Genomic DNA, 17,673 nt, shown 5'->3' with positions numbered 1-17,673 from the left:
GCGGTGGAGGAAAGCTCGCATGTACCCACGTCCATTCGCCATCGCCGGCCGCGAGATTGGGATAGCGCACCCGCCGTACTGCATTGCCGAGGTTGGCATCAATCACAACGGTGATCTGGACACGGCGTTTCGTTTGATCGAGGTGGCCAAGTCGGCCGGTGCGGATGCGGTCAAGTTTCAGACGTTCAAGGCCAAGGATTTCTGCGGCGATCCCGAGCAAACCTTCACTTACCGCTCGCAAGGCCATACGGTCACCGAGCCCATGCTGGCGATGTTCCAGCGCTATCAGTTCGCTCCTGCGCAGTGGCAGGCGATCAAGGCGCATTGCCAGGCCGTCGATATCACCTTCTTTTCAACGCCGCAGAATCGACCCGACCTGGATCTATTGCTGCAGATCGGCGTGCCTGCCATCAAGGTCGGATCCGACGACTTCACCAATCTGCCGCTGCTGGAAAGCTATGCTGGCGAAGATCTGCCGCTGATCCTGTCCTGCGGGATGAGCGATCTGGCCGAGGTGCATCAGGCGCTGGAAAGCGTCGGCTGGTTCGCCGGTCGACCGCTGGTGCTACTGCTTTGTACCTCCCAGTATCCGACGCCGCCAGACGATGTACACCTCAGCCGCCTGACTACCTTGCAGCACGCCTTCCCCGGCCTCACCGTCGGGTTTTCCGACCATACCCAGGGCCCTCTCGCTGCAGCATTGGCACTGGCCCTCGGCGCCCGTGTGTTCGAAAAGCATTTCACCCTCGATCACGATCTGCCCGGACCGGATCACTGGTTTTCCGAAGATCCGCTGGGTCTTGCGTGCTGGATCGAACACATCCACCAGGCGGCGGCCATGATGGGCCGTCCCTATGTCCGTCCGACGGTGGAAGAGCTGACGAACAAGCGTGAGTTTCAACGTGTGCTGGTGGCCTCCCGTGATATTCGTCACGGCGAGCTCTTCAGCGCTGAAAACCTCGGTGCGCGACGGGTAGCGGGTGGTATCGGACTTCCGCCGTCCTTCCAGAGACGCTTGGTGGGACGATCGGCTTCGCGGGATTTCCTGGCAGGCGCGGTGATCGACCTGTGAAGCCGAGGATCTGCCTGCTACTCAATGACCTGGCGGAGGCACCGGCCGCTACGTTGCTGGAACGTCTGCTGCCGTCATCTCGGGTGGTCGTGGACCTGGCCGTGCACTATCCGGCAGAGCCGGAGCGCTACACGGCCATCGTACCCTTCAATTATCGCAGGCTGCTGCCTGCCGAAACGCTGGACCGAGTACTGGTCTTCCATGCGTCGGCCTTGCCCCAGGGCAGGGGGTGGGCGCCGATCTACTACAGCATCGTCGAGAATCAGCCCTGCTATGTGGTGACCGGCTTTCGCGCCGCTGCAGCGGCCGACACGGGTGATCTGATCGTCCAGGCCAGCTTTCCATTACGTCCCGAGTACACCGCGGCCTATCTCCGGCAGGTGGACGAGCCACTTTTTCTACAGGTGCTCGGTCGATTGCTGGAGCGTTGGCCGACAGGCGATTTTCCTGCCATACCCCAGTCGGGCGAAGGTGCGTTTCGCGAGCGCCGACGGCCTGCGGACAACGAGATAGATCCGACGCGACCCTTTGCGGACTGGATCCCGCATCTGCGTGCAGTGGAGGCGGCTCATCCAGCCTTCTTTTTTTACCGGGGCGTCAAATACCTCGTCGAGGTTCGCCCCGAGATACCCCCTGCTTTTCCGCCGCCCTTGCGCCTCGAATACTGCGCTTCGGGTGAAATCGAGTGGCTGGAGGACTGGGTGTGAGGGTGGCCATTCATCAGCCTGCTTATCTACCCTGGCTCGGTTACTTCGATCGCATCGCCCAGGTCGACCGTTTCGTCTTTCTCGATACCGTGCAATTCGAGAAGAACAGCTTCATCAATCGCAATCGCATCAAGACCCCTCAGGGTATCCAGTGGCTGAGCATACCGGTATCCAGTCGCGGCCACCTGAACAGCGATCTGAGCGAGACCCGTATCGACAATTCGCGCGATTGGCGCGCCGACCACCTCAAGGCGCTGGCGCTGAATTATCGGCGCACTCCGCATTTCGCCATGCGCTTTGCGCGTCTTGAGGCCCTCTACGCCGAACCTGAAGACTTGCTCTCGGCCTGGTGCTGGCGCCAGCTGCGCTTCTGGCTCGACGAATTGCGGATCTCGACACCCGTGCTGCGCGCGAGCGACCTCGACCTGCGGCAGCGCAAGTCGGCGCTGGTACTGGAAATCTGCCAGCGCCTGGGGGCTAGACATTATGTATCGGGTAGCCTTGGGCGTGACTATCTGGATGAGGCGTCGTTTACCAACGCCGGAATAGTCGTGGAGTACCAGGCGTTCGTGCCGCGATCCTATCCTCAGCTCTGGGGCGAGTTCAGTCCCGGCCTAGGCGTGGTCGACTGGTGGTTCAATCAGCCCGAATCGATCACCCCCTTCAGGAGTCAGCCATGACCTTTTCCGCCGAATGGGAGCAGCGCTATGCGGCCAATACCCATCTGTCCATCTGGCCCTGGTCGGATGTGGTCAGCCTGACCCGGCGCCATCATCCCATGCTCGGCGCAGGCCACCGTGTTCTGGAACTCGGTTGTGGCGCGGGTGCCAACATCCCGTTTTTTCTGCAGCTCGGGGTCGACTACCACGGCCTCGATGGCAGTCCGACCATGGTCACTCAGCTGCAAGAACGCTTTCCGCCGCTCAGAGAGAGGTTGCTCGTCGCTGACTTCACCGAGGCCTGGCCGCTAACGCCAGGCTTCGAGCTGATTCTTGATCGCGCCAGTCTGACTCACAACACCACCGCCGCCATCCGACGTTGCCTGGCCCAGGTGCTGGCGGCCCTGCGGCCCGGTGGGCTGTTCATTGGCGTGGACTGGTTTTCCACCGCGCATTCGGAGGTTGTCCATGGGCGACCCGATACCGATGCCAATACCCGTACCTCTTACACGTCCGGGCCCTTTGCCGGGGTGGGGCGGGTGCACTTTGCCGATGAGGCCCAGCTGCGCGAACTCTTCACCGATTTCGACCTGCTGCACCTCGAAGAACGACGTGCCCAGCGCCTGGAGCCGGCCGATGGCCTGTGCATAGCCACCTGGTCGCTGGTGGCGCGCAAACCCGAGAAGAAAAGCTCATGAGCAACGAACGCGTTCTGGTCATCGCCGCCCATCCGGACGACGAGATTCTTGGCTGTGGTGGCGCTATCGCCCAGCACAAGGCACGGGGGGACGAGGTGCATGTCGTCATCATGGCCCAGGGGCTCTACAGTCGCGGCACACCCGAGGAGGCGGAGCGCCTCGCCCTCGAGAAGGCGTCCGACGACGCCAATCGCATTCTGGGAGTGGATCGCCTGACCCGTCTCGACCTGCCGGACAATCGCCTCGACAGCCTCGATCTGCTGGATCTGGTCAAGCCCGTCGAAGCCCTGATTGGCGAGCTGCGGCCCGGTATCGTCTATGGCCACTGGTGTGGCGACGTGAACATCGATCATCGACGCCTGCACGAAGCGGTAGTCACCGCGTGCCGCCCGCAACCGGGTCATCCGGTGCATACCCTGCTGTTCTTCGAAGTCGCCTCGTCCACCGAATGGCAGCCTCCTCACAGCGCACCGGCCTTCCTGCCGAACTGGTTCGTCAATATCGATTCCGTGCTGACGCTCAAGCTGCAGGCCCTGGATGCCTATGCCATGGAAATGCGCGCCTGGCCGCACCCGCGCTCGCTGAAGGCAGTCGAGCATCTTGCCCGTTGGCGTGGTGCCTGTGTCGGCATGGCCGCGGCAGAAGCCTTCGTGCTTGGCAGGCTGCTGCAATCATGATCGAGTACGACGGCGGCTCACCGGTTGCCCGGGACTGGACCTCGACCGACCTGCCGTTATCAGACGGTCCCTGGCTCTTCGGCAATGCCGGGATCGATTGCCTGCGGCAGCAGGTGGAAGATGCCTTCGCCCGGCGCCAACTGGATCCCGCAGCCGAACCCCTGCGGGTGAGCGCCGACCAGCTGTCCGTACCGGCGACCCGCAATATGCAGGCCTATGCCGCGCTACCGGCAAGTCTAACGGCTGAACAGCGCTGGCATGACTACGCCGCTGCCTTGGAAGAGGGCGGGCGACTGGTACTGGACGTACGTCCGGCGGAGCACTGGCAGGGGTTCGGTCGGCGCCTGACAGCCCAGGATCAGCGGACGCCTTGCTATGCCGTACGCGACCTGATCAGCCAGTTGAGCGCCCAGGGGCTGGCTGTCATCGCCGTCGAACCCTATGCCGGGCTCTGGGACAATGCTTGGCTGTATCGGGGGCTCAGGCACAGACACAAGTGGCGGCGGCTGCTGTCCTGGCTCGCCAACGACGAGCCGCTGCTGACCTGGGCGCTGCGCCTGGAACAGGAGGTTTTCGCCACGCTGGCACCCCGGGCAAGTGGACGCTGCCTGGTCGCGGCAGAGAAGCGTCCCGGGGCGGTGGATCCTGCGGACGCATTGCAGCAGCTCGCCGAGCGCGACCAGGCCCTGAGTGATCCTCTGCGCCTGGCGCCGGGTGCCGAGGCGCTGGCGGCAAGCCAGGCGGAGGCGACTTCTTCCCTGCGTGCCCAGCAGCTGTTGCTCATGCTTGGCGAAGTTCTGCAGCGCCACTATCCGCAGCTGGATTGGCTGGCGCTGCTGCCAGAATCAGCCGCTCGGCAATTGCGCGATTGGCAGTCCGCGGAGGCGATCGATCAGCGGGCCATGACCATACTGGACGCGTGGCGCCAGGGCTCCGGCGAACATGAAGAGCTGTTGCGTGGCCTCGACTATTCCCTGATGACGCCGCTGTTGCGGCAGTATTTTCCGGCACGGAGAGCGCCCTCGTGAAAGCCCCGGCCATCGTCGCCTTCCTTTGGGACAATCAACTGCCGGTGTTGCGGGAGTTCTTCCGCCGACACGGTCCCCTGACCCTGATCACCCTGTCGCCCTATGTCTCGCAGGGGCTGCTGGACGTATTGGACGAGGCGGGTAGCAAAGTCTTCGTGCTGGATCAGGAGCTGGACGATGCGGGCGTCTTCGCCGTCGAGCGCGACACCTACCACTGGCATAGCCGCCTGCAGCTCTGGTTCGATCAGGGGCCACCGGCGCGTCTGCACAACGAAGACTGGACCGCGCTGCACGCCCTGATCGATGCCCGCCTGCACGCCGAGTTGCCCACCGTGGTGACGCTGCTGGAAAGCCTTGCCCGCGCGCAACGCGACTACCGGCTGAGCCTGGTGCTGGGCAGTGAAGACGTGATGGTCATCGCCAAGGTGACCATGCTCTGGGCGCGTACCCAGGGGATTCCCTCCCTGCACCTGTCCCACGCCCTGGCGCTGAACGATCCCTACACGGTGCATGGGCGCCAGGTCGCCGACATCACCGCCGTCTATGGCCAGCGTGGCCTGGAGGGCTATCTGGATTATGGGGTGCCGCCGGAGCGCCTGAGGGTCACTGGCAATCCGGCCTGGGATGGCATTCCCGCGCGGCGGGCCGCCCGTGCCGAGCATGCCGCGGCCCTGCATGCCAGGCATGGTCTGCGCGTCGGAGAACCCATCGTGGTGTTCGGCACCACCTGGGCGAGCGGCCATAGCGCCCACGGTGACCAGGCCATTTTCGAACGGACCGTGGCAGCCTTCATCGATGCTTGCGAGAAGCTGTTCAGTAGCGGCTTGACCTTCAATCCGGTGATCAAGGATCGTCCGCCCAATTTCCAGTTCGGCGAGACGCGCGTGGCTGAATTGCTGCGCGAACGCCAGGCCGATCCGGGGCGCTATTTCTATCTGGCCGAAGACGGTCCGCTCTGGCCGGTGGTCGCCGATGTGCTGATCGCCGTGGATTCCAACTACTGCGTGGAAGCCTTGCTGAGCGGCACCGCTGCCATCAATTTGCGGCATCCCGGCAACATGCCCTTCGGACCCTGCTATGCAGCGGAGGCCGGTATCGCCGACGTCACGGCGCAAGAGCTCCCCGATGCGCTTGGCCGCCTGCTGCGCGATCCTGTCGAGCGGGCTCGCCAGGTCGCGGCCAGCGCCCGCAGCGCACCCTATTACAACCTTGCCCAGGCGGGCGATGCCGCCCAGCGCGTGGCACAACTGATGGGTGAGATGGCCGTCGGCCTGGTGCCGCGTCTGCTGGCCTGGCTGGATGCCCGCCTGCCTATCGCGGCAGAGCGCGAGGCGCTGCAGCGTCCGGTTGAGGAGCTGGGCCGCGGTCGGCAATTGCTGGGAATCCTGATTCTGGATGCCGGCCAGAACGCCGTTGCGGTGGAGCGAACCCTGGCCAGTCTGCAAGAGACCCTGGGTACGGCCTGGACCGCCGTGGTAGTCAGCCCGGCGCCTGCGCCCGTCACCCTGGAGGCCGGCGTCGAATGGCTGCCGGTCGGGGCAGGAGAGGTCATGAACGTTGCCTCGGCCCGAATGCAGGAGCAGGGCAATGGGGCTTGCGACTGGTGGCTGACCCTGGACGCCGGTGGCGAATTCACTCGCAGCGGCCTACTGCTGTTCACCTCGATGCTGGCCCGGTTGCAGTTGCAGGATCCCGCGGGGCAGGCGAGTCATGCCTGTTTCGCCGACGAATTGCAGCGCTCTGCCGAAGGCGCGATCGGCGCCTGCTTTCGCCCGGACTTCAACCTGGATCTGCTGCTGAGCTTTCCGGCGTTGTTCGGCCGGCACTGGGCCGTGCGTCAGTCGAGCCTACTCGCCCTGGGCGGCCTGGAGCCCGCCTACGGCACTGCGGCACCTCTGGATCTGCTGCTGCGGGTGATCCAGCGCCATGCCGGGGCCGGTATCGAGCATCTGCCCGAGGTCCTGCTGGTCGCGGACAGTCCCGCCCTGAGCGTCGAGCCCGCCGAGCAGGTGGCGCTGGAGCAGCACGTGCAGGCGCGCGGCTATGCCGAGGCCCGGGTCGAAGCCTTTCTGCCACGGCGGTATCTCATCACCTACGGCCATCAGGCGACTCCCAGCGTATCGGTGGTCATCCCGGTGCTGGATGAGCTGGAGCGCGCCCAGCGCTGTCTGGACAGCCTGCTGGAACAGACCCGCTATGCCGGTTTTGAGGTCCTGCTGGTCGATTGCGGCAGCCGTCAGCCGGCGACGCAACGCTGGCTGGATGACCTGGAGGCGCTGGGTGCCGAACAGGTTAAGGTCTGGCGCTTTGCTGGCGAGCCGAATCGCTCCGCGCTGATCAACGCCGTGGCCCAGGCCAGCGCGGCGGACTTCCTGCTGCTGCTCGAGCCCAGTTGCGTGCTGGTGCAACCGGACTGGCTGGAGATTCTGCTCGATCAGGGACAGCGGCCGGAGGTCGGCGCCGTTGGACCACGCATCTGTGATCCCCAGGGGCGGATCCTCGAAGCGGGCCTGCTGCTGGGCCTGGACGATGGGGCCAGTGCCGCCTTCGCCGGAGAGGACCTGCAGACGCCTGGCTATCTGAGTCGTCTGCAACTGGTGCAGGATTACAGCGCCCTGGGTGCGAGCTGCCTGTTACTGAAGCGCGAATTGATCCTGGCGCTGGATGGCTGGGATGCCGAGCGCTTTCCGCTGGCCTATGGCCCGGTGGATTTCTGCCTGCGCCTGCGGCAGGCGGGTTATCTCAACGTCTGGACACCCCAGGCGACCGTTATCCAAGAAGGCCTGGACGGCACGCTGGTCGATCGGCAACGAGCGACGGAGCGCGAGGCGCTGCAGGAACGTTGGCTCCCCGTGCTGGCACGGGATCCAGCCTACAATTCCCAGCTCTCATTGGCCGGCAGCGGCTTCAGCTTCGAATACGGTACGCGACGCCTGCAGCAGGCTGTCCTGCCACAGATCCTGGTCTGTCCCGCCGACGAAGCGGGCTGCGGCCACTACCGGATACGTCAGCCGCTGATGGCGCTGCGCGATGCCGGCCGGGTGGAAGGGCTGATCTGCGCCCAGCATCCGACGCCTCTGGAGCTGGAGCGTTTTTCGGTCGATACCCTGGTTCTGCAGCGGCAGATCACCGATGACCAGCGTGACAGCCTGCGTCGCTTGCAGAGGCTGTCGCGCACCTTCACGGTGTTCGAGCTGGACGACTATCTGCCGAACTTGCCGCTCAAGAGCATGCATCGCGCCTCGATACCCAAGGATATCCTCAAGGCGCTGCGTCAGGCCGTGGCGACCTGCGACCGCCTGGTGGTTTCCACGCCGGCGCTAAGCAGTGCTCTGGCCGGTATGAATACCGATATACGCGTCGTACCGAACTTCCTGCCTCCACGCTGGTGGGCGGGGCGGCAGAGCCTGCGTAGGCAGGGACGCAAGCCACGAGTGGGCTGGGCGGGGGGCAGCAGCCATACCGGCGACTTGGAGTTGGTGGTGGATGTCGTCCAGGCGCTTGCCGATGAAGTGGAGTGGGTCCTCTTCGGGATGTGCCCCGACCGACTCAGACCCTATGTGCATGAGTTCCATCCGGGAGTCTTCATCAATGACTACCCGGCCAAGCTGGCCAGCCTGAATCTCGACCTGGCCATTGCGCCGCTCGAAGACAACCTGTTCAACCGCTGCAAGACCAACCTGCGGCTGCTCGAATATGGCGCCTGCGGTTTCCCGGTGGTGTGCTCGGATATCGAGCCCTACCGGGGTGATCTGCCGGTCACCCGGGTGCGCAACAGATTCAAGGACTGGTGCGATGCCATTCGCAGTCAGCTGGCCGATCTGGATGCCACCGCGCGACAGGGCGATCTGCTGCGTGAACAGGTGCTCCAACAGTGGATGCTTGAAGGCTGCAATCTGGACGTCTGGCAGGCTGGATGGCTACCCGGTTGAACGTCGCGATGAAAAGTGCGCTTCGCCATTAAATAAAACGGCTCTCCCGTCGATAACCTGGATGTCACTCTCCGGCGTTTGATCACTGTCAAGTGTCTGGCGAAGAAAATCGCCAAACACCCTTAAAGTTCTAGCGACAGGCGCCGATAAACAAGATGAATGCGAAATACAGGGGCGTCTGAGCAAGCAGGTCCCATTCGCATGCTCAGGCACACAAGGTTCAACTGGAGACGCCACCATGGCACTTACCGTCAATACCAACATCCCTTCCCTGAACACTCAGCGTAACCTGCAGAACGCGTCCAGCTCCCTGGCCACCTCCATGCAGCGTCTGTCCACCGGTAGCCGTATCAACAGCGCCAAGGACGATGCCGCCGGTCTGCAGATCTCCAACCGTCTGACCAACCAGATCAACGGTTTGAACCAGGCGACTCGCAACGCCAACGACGGTATCTCCCTGTCGCAGACCGCTGAAGGCGCCATGCAGCAGTCCACCAACATCCTGCAGCGTATTCGCGACCTGGCCGTGCAGTCCGCCAACGGCTCCAACAGCGACGCCGACCGTTCCGCTCTGCAGAAGGAAGTGACCGCGCAGCAGAACGAACTGACCCGTATCGCCCAGACCACCACCTTCGGTGGCCGCAAGCTGCTGGACGGCTCCTTCGGCACCACCAGCTTCCAGATCGGCGCCAACGCCTACGAAACCATCGATGTCACCCTGAAGGACACCTCGGCCACTGCCTTGGGTTCCAACCAGATCGGCAGTGGTGCCAGCACCAGCGCAGGTAATGCGGTTGCTGGCAGCGGTGGTGTACTCACCACCAGCGGCAGCATCACTCTCGTGGGCGGTGGCAAGAGCCAGCCTGTGAACTACGCCGCCGGTGACTCGGCCAAGACCATCGCTGGCGCTATGAATGGCCAGATTCCTGGTCTTGCTGCTTCGGCGCGTACTGTGCTGACCGTAACCGATTCCATTACCAGCGGTGCGGCCAACATGACCATGAACGTGGGCAGCAACTCGCTGAACCTGGTCGGTGTGGCCAGTACCAAGGACATGGCTGACCAGATCAACGCCAACGCCGCCAAACTGGGCGTTACTGCTAACTACGACAGCCAAGCCAAAAAGCTGACCATCACCTCGGCCACTGGCGAAAACGTAACCTTCGGTGCGGATACCGGTAACGCAGCCGGTGCCATCACGGTTTCCTCGCAGAAGTCCGATGGTTCGTTTAGTACCGGTGTGGATGTGCGGGCCAATGGCGGTCAAGCCATGGGCTACGTCAAGCTAGATTCGCCGACCACCTTCGCCATGACAGGTGATACCACTGCGATTTTTGGTTCGACCAAGTCTTCGCTGAGCAAGGTCTCCGACGTCGACATCTCCACGGCCGACGGCGCTCAGAAGGCCCTGTCCGTGATCGACCAGGCCCTGGCCAACATCGACTCCCAGCGCGCTGACCTCGGTGCGGTGCAGAACCGCTTCGACAACACCATCAGCAACCTGACCAACATCTCGGAGAACGCCACCTCCGCCCGTAGCCGCATCAAGGACACCGACTACGCCGCAGAAACCGCGAACCTGTCGAAGAACCAGGTACTGCAACAGGCTGGTACCGCGATCCTGGCCCAGGCCAAGCAGCTGCCCCAGTCGGTTCTCAGCCTGCTCCAGTAAGGGCAGAGATCGGTCTAGGCAGGGAGAAGGGGGACGCCCCTTCTCCCTTTCATGCGTTGTGAGGACATTACAATGGACATCGTCAAGACAACGGGTTTTTCAGCGGTAAGGCCCTATGGCGCTCAATCGAGCCCTGCGGCCGCGACGTCCTTCAGCGCTGCGGCGCCCACGGCGGACTCTACGGTCAAGCCGGTTTCCCAGACCAGCAAGGCCGACGGGGACAAGGCCGAGAAGCCGGAAGACGGCAACATGGATGGCGCCCTGTCCAAGCTGAAATCGAAATTCCAGGAAGACCACCGCAACCTGGATTTCAGTATCGATGACTCCACCGGCGAGGTGGTGGTCAAGGTGCTGGACGGTGAGTCCGGCAAGCTCATCCGGCAGATGCCCAGCGAGGAGGTGCTCAAGCTGGCTAAACAGCTGGATGAGATGCGCAGCCTGATGTTCAAGGCCAAAGCCTAGTTGGCGCGGAACTTGAATCAGACTGACTAAGCGCAGGGGCGACGACGTAACGTTGGCAGGGGGATAGCGACATGGCAGGTATCAGCGGAATTGGCGGCTCGGGGCTGGACATCGACTCCATCGTCACCAAGATGGTGGCCGCCGAAAAAGCACCCAAGATGGATCAGTTGAACGCGACGCAAACCAAGGCGACCGCGCAGCTCACCGCGATCGGTTCCCTGAAGGGCGCCATCAGCGAATTCCAGACCGCGCTGACCACGCTCAATAGCCCCACCAGCTTCCAGGCGCGGGCCGTCACCCTGTCGAAAAGTGACTATCTCACGGCCACGGCCAGTACCAGCGCCAGCGTCGGGAGCTATCAGGTCGCAGTCACTCAGCTGGCTGGCAGTAGCAAGGTGGCCCTGGCGTCCGTACCAGCCACCTCCACCACGACTGCCAGCGATAACAAGACTTCCACTACGATTCCCACCACCTTCGGCAAGGGCACGCTGAGCATCAAGATCGGCGATACCAAGCTCTCGGACATTCAGGTCGATGCCACCAACAACACCCTGAGTGGCATCCGCGATGCCATCAATAAGGCCGGACAGAACCAGGGCATCAGTGCTAGTGTCGTCAATGACGACACGGGTTCACGACTGGTATTGAGCAGCACCAAGACCGGTGACGGTAATGACATCTCGGTGTCGGTGAGTGGTGATGATGGTTCGGGCAAACAGAGTCTGACCAAGCTGGCCTACACGCCAAGCAACAGTGACTCCAGCGATCCTGCCGCCGCCCATTCGCTCTCCAAAGCCAAGAGTGCCCAGATGACCATCGATGGTCTGAAGGTCACCAGCGCTTCGAACACGGTGAGCAATGCGGTCGATGGTCTAAGTTTCACCCTCAAGGCCACCACCCCGGCGGACAGTCCGATGACCGTCGGCGTCAGCCAGGACGAGTCGGGTGTCAAGGGCAACATCAAGGGCTTCGTGGATGCCTACAACAAGCTCATGGGTGTCATCAAGACCCAGACCTCGGTGACGAAGGTCGGGGACAACAGCTCGCCCATCGCGGCTGCGCTGGTGGGGGATGCGACTGCTCGCGGCCTCACGACCACCATCCGCAGCGAGCTTGGCACCATGCAGGGGACAGGCGCCGTCAAGGCGCTGGCCGACCTGGGTATCACCACCCAGAAGGATGGCACCCTGGCCATCGACGACACCAAGCTGAGCAGTATGGTGAGCTCCAACTTCAGTGACCTGTCCAGCTTCTTCACTGGCGACCAGGGCATAGCGGCGCGGCTCAAGGGTAAGCTCGATCCCTATACCATGACCAATGGCATTCTCGAGCAGCGTTCGAACTCCCTGAGCACCACCTTGAAGAACGTGGACGCCCAGACCGCCACGCTCAACACGCGTATGACCGCGCTCTCGGATCGTCTCTACAAGCAATACAACGCCATGGACCAGCTGTACTCGTCGTTGTCGACCACCGCGTCCTCGCTCTCCCAACAGCTGGCGGCCATGCCCTTCGCCAACAAGAGTTGAGTGGGCCGATTCGGCCAATCCGGTCGATAAAGGGGTCAAGTAATTCGCGTCATGACCGATAAAGAAAGTATCGGAAACACACAGAGGTCGTGACATGAACGCAATGACAGCCATGCGCCAATACCAGCAGGTCGGCCTGCAGGCGCAGGTGTTCGAAGCCAGTCCCCATCAGCTGATCCAGATGCTCATGCAGGGCGCCTTGGATCGTCTGGCCAAGGCGCAAGGCGCGCTTGAGCGGGGTTGGCTGCCGGAGAAGGGCGAGCTGATCGGCAAGGCGGTATCCATCATCGCCGGTCTCAAGGACGTCCTCGATTTCGAGCAGGGTGGTGAGATCGCCACCAACCTGGATCGTCTGTACGACTATATGATCCGCCGGCTCAGCGAAGCCAACCGCAACAATGATCCTGTTATCCTTGAAGAAGTATCCGGCCTGATCCGCGAGATCAAATCCGGCTGGGATGCCATTGCCCCCTGATCTGGAGTCGACCGATGAACGTCGCCATGCAAAAGACCCCGGTGGAACGCGTCGAGCTCGTCTATGAGCAGATGGCCGCTGCGCTCAAGGCCGGAGACTGGACGCGGATCGCCGAGCTGGATCTGGATTGCCGGCTGTTCGTCGACGAAGCCATGTATGCCACGGGGGACGAGGCCGTAGCCCTGCGTGCCAGCCTCGAGCGCCTGCTGGCGCTCTATGCCTCCCTGCTGCAGAGCTGCAAGGCAGAGCGGGACGCTACCGCCCAAGAGTTGACCAAGCTCAACAAGTCGAATCAGGCCGCCAAGGTCTATCAACTGTTCGGTTGACTGTCATCTGTTGGACGGTAATTCAAAGTTTGGATATTTCGCCGCCATAAAATTGACCCCGCATCACAATTTGTCTTAACTTGCGCAAGATGCCGACCAGTTGGCACTTGGATGCAGGCGACACCTGCGCGTAGCGAACCGACAAGCCGAATTGGGGCAGGGACATGTGGCGTGAAACCAAGATCCTTCTGATCGACGATGAAGCCGAGCGGCGCAAGGCGGTCTCGGTCATTCTCGATTTTCTCGGCGAAGCTCATCTCGCCTGCACCAGTTCCGATTGGCAGGCCACCCTCGAAGCGCTCGACAGCAGTCGGCAGGTCAGCTGTGTGCTGGTCGGTCGCGTCGACAGCCGTGGCAACAGCGTCGAGCTGCTCAAGCAGGTGGTGGCCTGGGACGAGATGGTCCCGCTGCTGTTGCTCGGCGAAGCGGCGCAGCCGGAGTGGCCGGACGATGTCCGCCGCCGCGTGCTGGTCTCCCTCGAATACCCGCTGGCCTACAACAAGCTGCTGGATTCCCTGCACCGTGCCCAGGTCTATCGCGAGATGTACGACCAGGCTCGGGATCGCGGGCGTCAGCGCGAGCCCGAGCTGTTCCGCAGCCTGGTGGGTACCAGCCGCGCCATCCAGGGCGTGCGCAAGATGATGCAGCAGGTGGCCGATACCGAGGCCACGGTACTCATCCTCGGTGAATCCGGCACCGGCAAGGAGGTGGTGGCGCGCAACCTGCACTTCCACTCCAAGCGCCGCGAGGCGCCCTTCGTGCCGGTCAACTGCGGCGCCATTCCGGCAGAGTTGCTGGAAAGCGAGCTGTTCGGTCACGAGAAGGGTGCTTTCACCGGCGCCATCACCAGTCGCGCCGGTCGTTTCGAATTGGCCAACACCGGCACCCTGTTCCTCGACGAGATCGGCGACATGCCGCTGCCCATGCAGGTCAAGCTCCTGCGGGTGCTGCAGGAACGGACCTACGAGCGGGTAGGCAGCAACAAGACCCAGAGCGTGGACGTGCGCATCATCGCGGCGACCCACAAGAACCTGGAGCAGATGATCGCCGCCGGCACCTTCCGCGAAGACCTCTACTACCGCCTCAATGTCTTCCCCATCGACATGGCGCCGCTGCGCGAACGGGGTGAAGACATCCCGCTGCTGATCAACGAACTGATCGCGCGGATGGAACACGAGAAGCGGGGCTCCATCCGCTTCAACTCGGCGGCCATCATGTCGCTGTGCCGCCACGAGTGGCCGGGCAATGTCCGCGAACTGGCGAACCTCGTGGAACGCATGGCGATCATGCATCCCTATGGCGTCATCGGCGTGGCCGAGTTGCCGCTCAAGTTCCGCTACGTGGAAGACGAAGCCGATCCCATGGTGGAGTCCCTGCGCGAGGAATTGCAGGAGCGCGAGGCCATGGCCGGGATCGGGACGGTCGAGGTGTCGTCCTCGGCGCTGCTGCCCAGCGAAGGCCTGGATCTCAAGGACTACCTGGCCAACCTGGAAAAGAGCTTTATCCAGCAGGCGCTGGACGATGCCGGTGGCGTCGTGGCACGTGCCGCCGAGCGACTGCGCATCCGCCGGACCACCCTGGTGGAGAAGATGCGCAAGTACGGCATGGGCCGTCGCGACGACGAGTTCGACGAAGAGATCTAGCGAACCCTCTATAGCGCTGAATGGGTCAACGTAGGGTGGATGACGGCGCAGCCTCATCCACCTTATTTTTTAGCGTGGCAAGTGGAAAAGGCCGCGCCGTTTTCCGCGCTACGGCGCTTTGGCGCCAGGACGGCATGGGTCTTGCTCCAGCCTGGACAATGTCAATTGTCCGTCGCGAGCCCCAGCCGATGCCTGCGCAAGCCCTTTCTTCCGCCGTCCCTGCCGACGCTGCCGTGGAGGCTTCCGCCTCCGCGCAGGCCCGTGAAGCCCTGGGGCAGATGTCGCGCCAGCTGAGCGAATCCTTCCAGTTGCTCGAAGCCCGGATGAATTCGCTGCAGGGCGAACTGGAGTGGGTGTCTGCCCAGCGTCTGCAGGAGCTGGCGGAAAAGGAGCGCCTGGCCAGCCGGCTGCAGAATCTGCTCGACGTCCTGCCCGCTGGCATCGTGGTGCTGGACGGCGCCGGGCGCGTGCGCGATGCCAACCCCGTGGCCCAGGCCCTGCTCGGCGAGCCCCTGGCAGGCGAGCTGTGGCGTACGGTGATCGCCCGGGCCTTTGCCCCGCGCCATGACGACGGCCACGAGGTATCCCTGCGTGACGGCCGGCGCCTGTCCATCGCCATCCGCTCCCTGGATGGCGAGCCGGGACAACTGGTGCTGCTCAACGACCTCACCGAAACCCGTCACCTGCAGGGCGAACTGGCACGGCATGAGCGGCTGTCGGCGCTGGGGCGGACCATGGCCTCGCTGGCGCATCAGATCCGTACCCCGCTGACCGCGGCGCTGCTCTATGCCAGCCATCTGGAGGAGGGCGGCCTGGCGCTGGCGCAGCAACAGCGTTTCGCCAGCCGGCTCAAGGAGCGGCTGCACGAACTGGAGAACCAGGTCCGCGACATGCTGGTATTCGCTCGCGGCGAATTGCCCCTGGCGGATCGACTGACCCCCAGCGCGCTGTTCGCTGCCCTACGCGAGTCGGCGACCCCTCATCTCGGCGACTGCCCTGTGCGTTGGCAACTGGATGCCCAGGGCGGGCTGCTCGCTTGCAACCGCGACATGCTGGTAGGCGCCGCCCTGAACCTCATCCACAACGCCCTGCAGGCCATGGCGGGCAGTGGCCGCTCGGGACGGCTCAAGGTGCATCTATATCGCCGTAACGGCGAGTTGCGCCTGGCGATCAGCGACAGCGGTCCGGGCATTCCGCTGGCGGTCCAGCAGCGCCTGGGCGAGCCCTTTCTCAGCACCAAGACCACCGGCACCGGTCTCGGCCTGCCGGTCGCCCTGGCGATGGCCAAGGCCCACGGCGGCCGGCTGACCGTGCGCTCGCGGGTGGGGCGTGGCACGGTGGTGACCTTCATCCTGCCCCTGCTGGCGAGCGAGGAGACCTCGGCATGACCCTGCCCATCCTGCTGGTGGAAGACGACCGCGCCCTGCGCGAAGCCCTGGCCGATACCCTGGAACTCGGCGGTTATCGCTATCGCGCCGTGGACAGCGGCGAGGCGGCGTTGCTGGCGCTGGCAGAGGAGCCCTTCGGCCTGGTGATCAGCGACGTCAACATGCCCGGCATCGACGGTCATGAATTGCTGGCCAGTATCCGGCTGCGTGATCCGGCGCTGCCGGTGCTGCTGATGACTGCCTTCGGCAGCATCGAACGCGCCGTCGAGGCCATGCGCGGTGGCGCGGCGGACTATCTGGTCAAGCCCTTCGAGCCGCGCCTGCTGCTGGACACCCTGGCGCGCTGCTGCCCCCAGGGACGCCGCGTGCCCGGGGCGCGTCAGCCGGTGGCGGCCGATCCTCAAAGTCGGCAACTGCTGGAGCTGGCCAGCCGGGTCGCCCGGAGCGAGGCCACGGTGCTCATCACCGGCGAGTCGGGCACCGGCAAGGAGGTGCTGGCGCGCTTCATCCACGATCAATCGGCGCGGGCGGACGGCCCCTTCGTGGCGGTCAACTGCGCGGCCATCCCCGATCACCTGCTCGAAGCCATCCTCTTCGGTCATGAGAAGGGCGCCTTCACCGGCGCCATCGCCGCCCAGCCGGGCAAGTTCGAACTGGCCCAAGGCGGTACCCTGCTCCTGGACGAGATCTCCGAGATGCCGCTTGGGTTGCAGGCCAAGCTGCTGCGGGTCCTGCAGGAGCGTGAGGTGGAGCGGGTCGGGGCGCGCAAGCCGCTGGCGCTGGACATCCGCGTGGTGGCCACCAGCAACCGCAGGCTGGCGGAGGAGGTGGCCGCCGGACGCTTCCGTGAAGACCTCTTCTATCGCCTGTCAGTCTTTCCGCTGGCTTGGCTGCCGCTGCGCGAGCGACCGGCCGACATCGTGCCCCTGGCCGAACGGCTGCTGGCTGTCCAGGCCGCGCGGATGAATCGTCCGGTACCGGCCCTGAGCGCCGCCGCGCGCCAGGCGCTGGCCGAGCATCCCTGGCCGGGCAATGTGCGCGAACTGGACAATGCCGTGCAGCGGGCGCTGATCCTGCAACCGGGCCACCAGCTCCAGGCCGAGGATTTCGGACTGCACTGGCTGGCGACCGGTGTCTCCCAGACGCCTGTCGCAGCGCCCGTGCTGACGTCAGGCGTGGCCGATGCCATGCGTCCATTGGACGCCGATCTGCGCGATCGGGAATTCCAGGTGATCCTCGATACCCTGAAGGCCGAACGCGGCCGCCGCAAGGAGACCGCCGAGCGCCTGGGCATCAGTGCTCGCACCCTCAGGTACAAGCTGGCGCAAATGCGTGATGCCGGGCTGGACGTGGAGCAGGAATTGCTCGCCGGTTGCTGAGCGCGCAAGTCGATAGCCGGCTATCT

15 protein-coding genes are annotated in these 17,673 nt (G+C 63.9%); all 15 read left to right on the top strand.

The features are described 5' to 3' along the window. The first annotated feature begins 19 nt into the window (after positions 1 to 19). The 15 genes from DBY63_RS02460 to DBY63_RS02390 all read left to right on the top strand — a co-directional run bounded on the left by DBY63_RS02460 (position 20) and on the right by DBY63_RS02390 (position 17,647). Positions 20 to 1,072: an N-acetylneuraminate synthase family protein gene (locus tag DBY63_RS02460; protein ID WP_108581186.1), complete on the top strand. Its 1,053-nt coding sequence runs from the start codon at positions 20 to 22 to the stop codon at positions 1,070 to 1,072. Continuing rightward, entirely contained in the window at positions 1,069 to 1,779 is a 711-nt protein-coding gene (locus DBY63_RS02455; RefSeq protein WP_108581185.1) for a hypothetical protein, read from the top strand. Before DBY63_RS02460 ends, DBY63_RS02455 begins: the two co-directional genes overlap by 4 nt. Beyond that, positions 1,776 to 2,459 carry a WbqC family protein gene (locus tag DBY63_RS02450; RefSeq protein ID WP_158541717.1) on the top strand — a complete coding sequence of 228 codons (684 nt, stop codon included), beginning with the start codon at positions 1,776 to 1,778 and terminating at the stop codon, positions 2,457 to 2,459. Before DBY63_RS02455 ends, DBY63_RS02450 begins: the two co-directional genes overlap by 4 nt. Further along, entirely contained in the window at positions 2,456 to 3,136 is a 681-nt protein-coding gene (locus DBY63_RS02445) for a class I SAM-dependent methyltransferase (RefSeq protein ID WP_027598017.1), read from the top strand. Before DBY63_RS02450 ends, DBY63_RS02445 begins: the two co-directional genes overlap by 4 nt. Beyond that, entirely contained in the window at positions 3,133 to 3,813 is a 681-nt protein-coding gene (locus DBY63_RS02440; protein WP_108581183.1) for a PIG-L deacetylase family protein, read from the top strand. The genes DBY63_RS02445 and DBY63_RS02440 overlap by 4 nt, the downstream gene beginning before the upstream one ends. After that, positions 3,810 to 4,841, top strand: a complete 1,032-nt coding sequence (locus DBY63_RS02435) for a hypothetical protein (RefSeq protein WP_108581182.1) — start codon at positions 3,810 to 3,812, stop codon at positions 4,839 to 4,841. The genes DBY63_RS02440 and DBY63_RS02435 overlap by 4 nt, the downstream gene beginning before the upstream one ends. Further along, positions 4,838 to 8,773: a glycosyltransferase gene (locus tag DBY63_RS02430; RefSeq protein ID WP_108581181.1), complete on the top strand. Its 3,936-nt coding sequence runs from the start codon at positions 4,838 to 4,840 to the stop codon at positions 8,771 to 8,773. Before DBY63_RS02435 ends, DBY63_RS02430 begins: the two co-directional genes overlap by 4 nt. A 238-nt stretch (positions 8,774 to 9,011) precedes the next feature. After that, positions 9,012 to 10,445 (top strand): flagellin, encoded by a 1,434-nt coding sequence (locus tag DBY63_RS02425; RefSeq protein WP_077172405.1) that lies wholly within the window; start codon positions 9,012 to 9,014, stop codon positions 10,443 to 10,445. Between the two features lie 72 nt (positions 10,446 to 10,517). After that, the gene (locus DBY63_RS25135) at positions 10,518 to 10,907 is read left to right on the top strand and encodes a flagellar protein FlaG (RefSeq protein ID WP_077172406.1); all 390 of its coding nucleotides are present in this window, start codon (positions 10,518 to 10,520) and stop codon (positions 10,905 to 10,907) included. A gap of 71 nt (positions 10,908 to 10,978) precedes the next feature. Then, positions 10,979 to 12,436: a flagellar filament capping protein FliD gene (gene fliD, locus DBY63_RS02415; protein WP_108581180.1), complete on the top strand. Its 1,458-nt coding sequence runs from the start codon at positions 10,979 to 10,981 to the stop codon at positions 12,434 to 12,436. A gap of 94 nt (positions 12,437 to 12,530) precedes the next feature. Beyond that, the gene (gene fliS, locus DBY63_RS02410) at positions 12,531 to 12,911 is read left to right on the top strand and encodes a flagellar export chaperone FliS (RefSeq protein WP_058791679.1); all 381 of its coding nucleotides are present in this window, start codon (positions 12,531 to 12,533) and stop codon (positions 12,909 to 12,911) included. A 14-nt stretch (positions 12,912 to 12,925) separates the two neighbouring features. Further along, a complete protein-coding gene (locus tag DBY63_RS02405) occupies positions 12,926 to 13,237 on the top strand; it encodes a flagellar protein FliT (RefSeq protein WP_027598011.1) in 312 nt (103 codons plus the stop codon). A gap of 164 nt (positions 13,238 to 13,401) precedes the next feature. Next, on the top strand, positions 13,402 to 14,880 hold the full coding sequence (locus tag DBY63_RS02400; RefSeq protein WP_044340926.1) for a sigma-54 dependent transcriptional regulator: 1,479 nt from the start codon (positions 13,402 to 13,404) through the stop codon (positions 14,878 to 14,880). Between the two features lie 278 nt (positions 14,881 to 15,158). Continuing rightward, positions 15,159 to 16,268, top strand: coding sequence for an ATP-binding protein (locus DBY63_RS02395; protein ID WP_288505541.1), 1,110 nt, complete (start codon positions 15,159 to 15,161; stop codon positions 16,266 to 16,268). Beyond that, positions 16,265 to 17,647: a sigma-54 dependent transcriptional regulator gene (locus tag DBY63_RS02390; RefSeq protein WP_108581179.1), complete on the top strand. Its 1,383-nt coding sequence runs from the start codon at positions 16,265 to 16,267 to the stop codon at positions 17,645 to 17,647. Before DBY63_RS02395 ends, DBY63_RS02390 begins: the two co-directional genes overlap by 4 nt. The last annotated feature ends 26 nt before the right edge of the window (positions 17,648 to 17,673 follow it).

The sequence above is a fragment of the Pseudomonas sp. RIT411 genome (assembly GCF_003057735.2).
Taxonomy (GTDB): Bacteria; Pseudomonadota; Gammaproteobacteria; order Pseudomonadales; family Pseudomonadaceae; genus Chryseomonas; species Chryseomonas oryzihabitans.
This window is presented reverse-complemented; position numbering and strand designations above follow the sequence as displayed.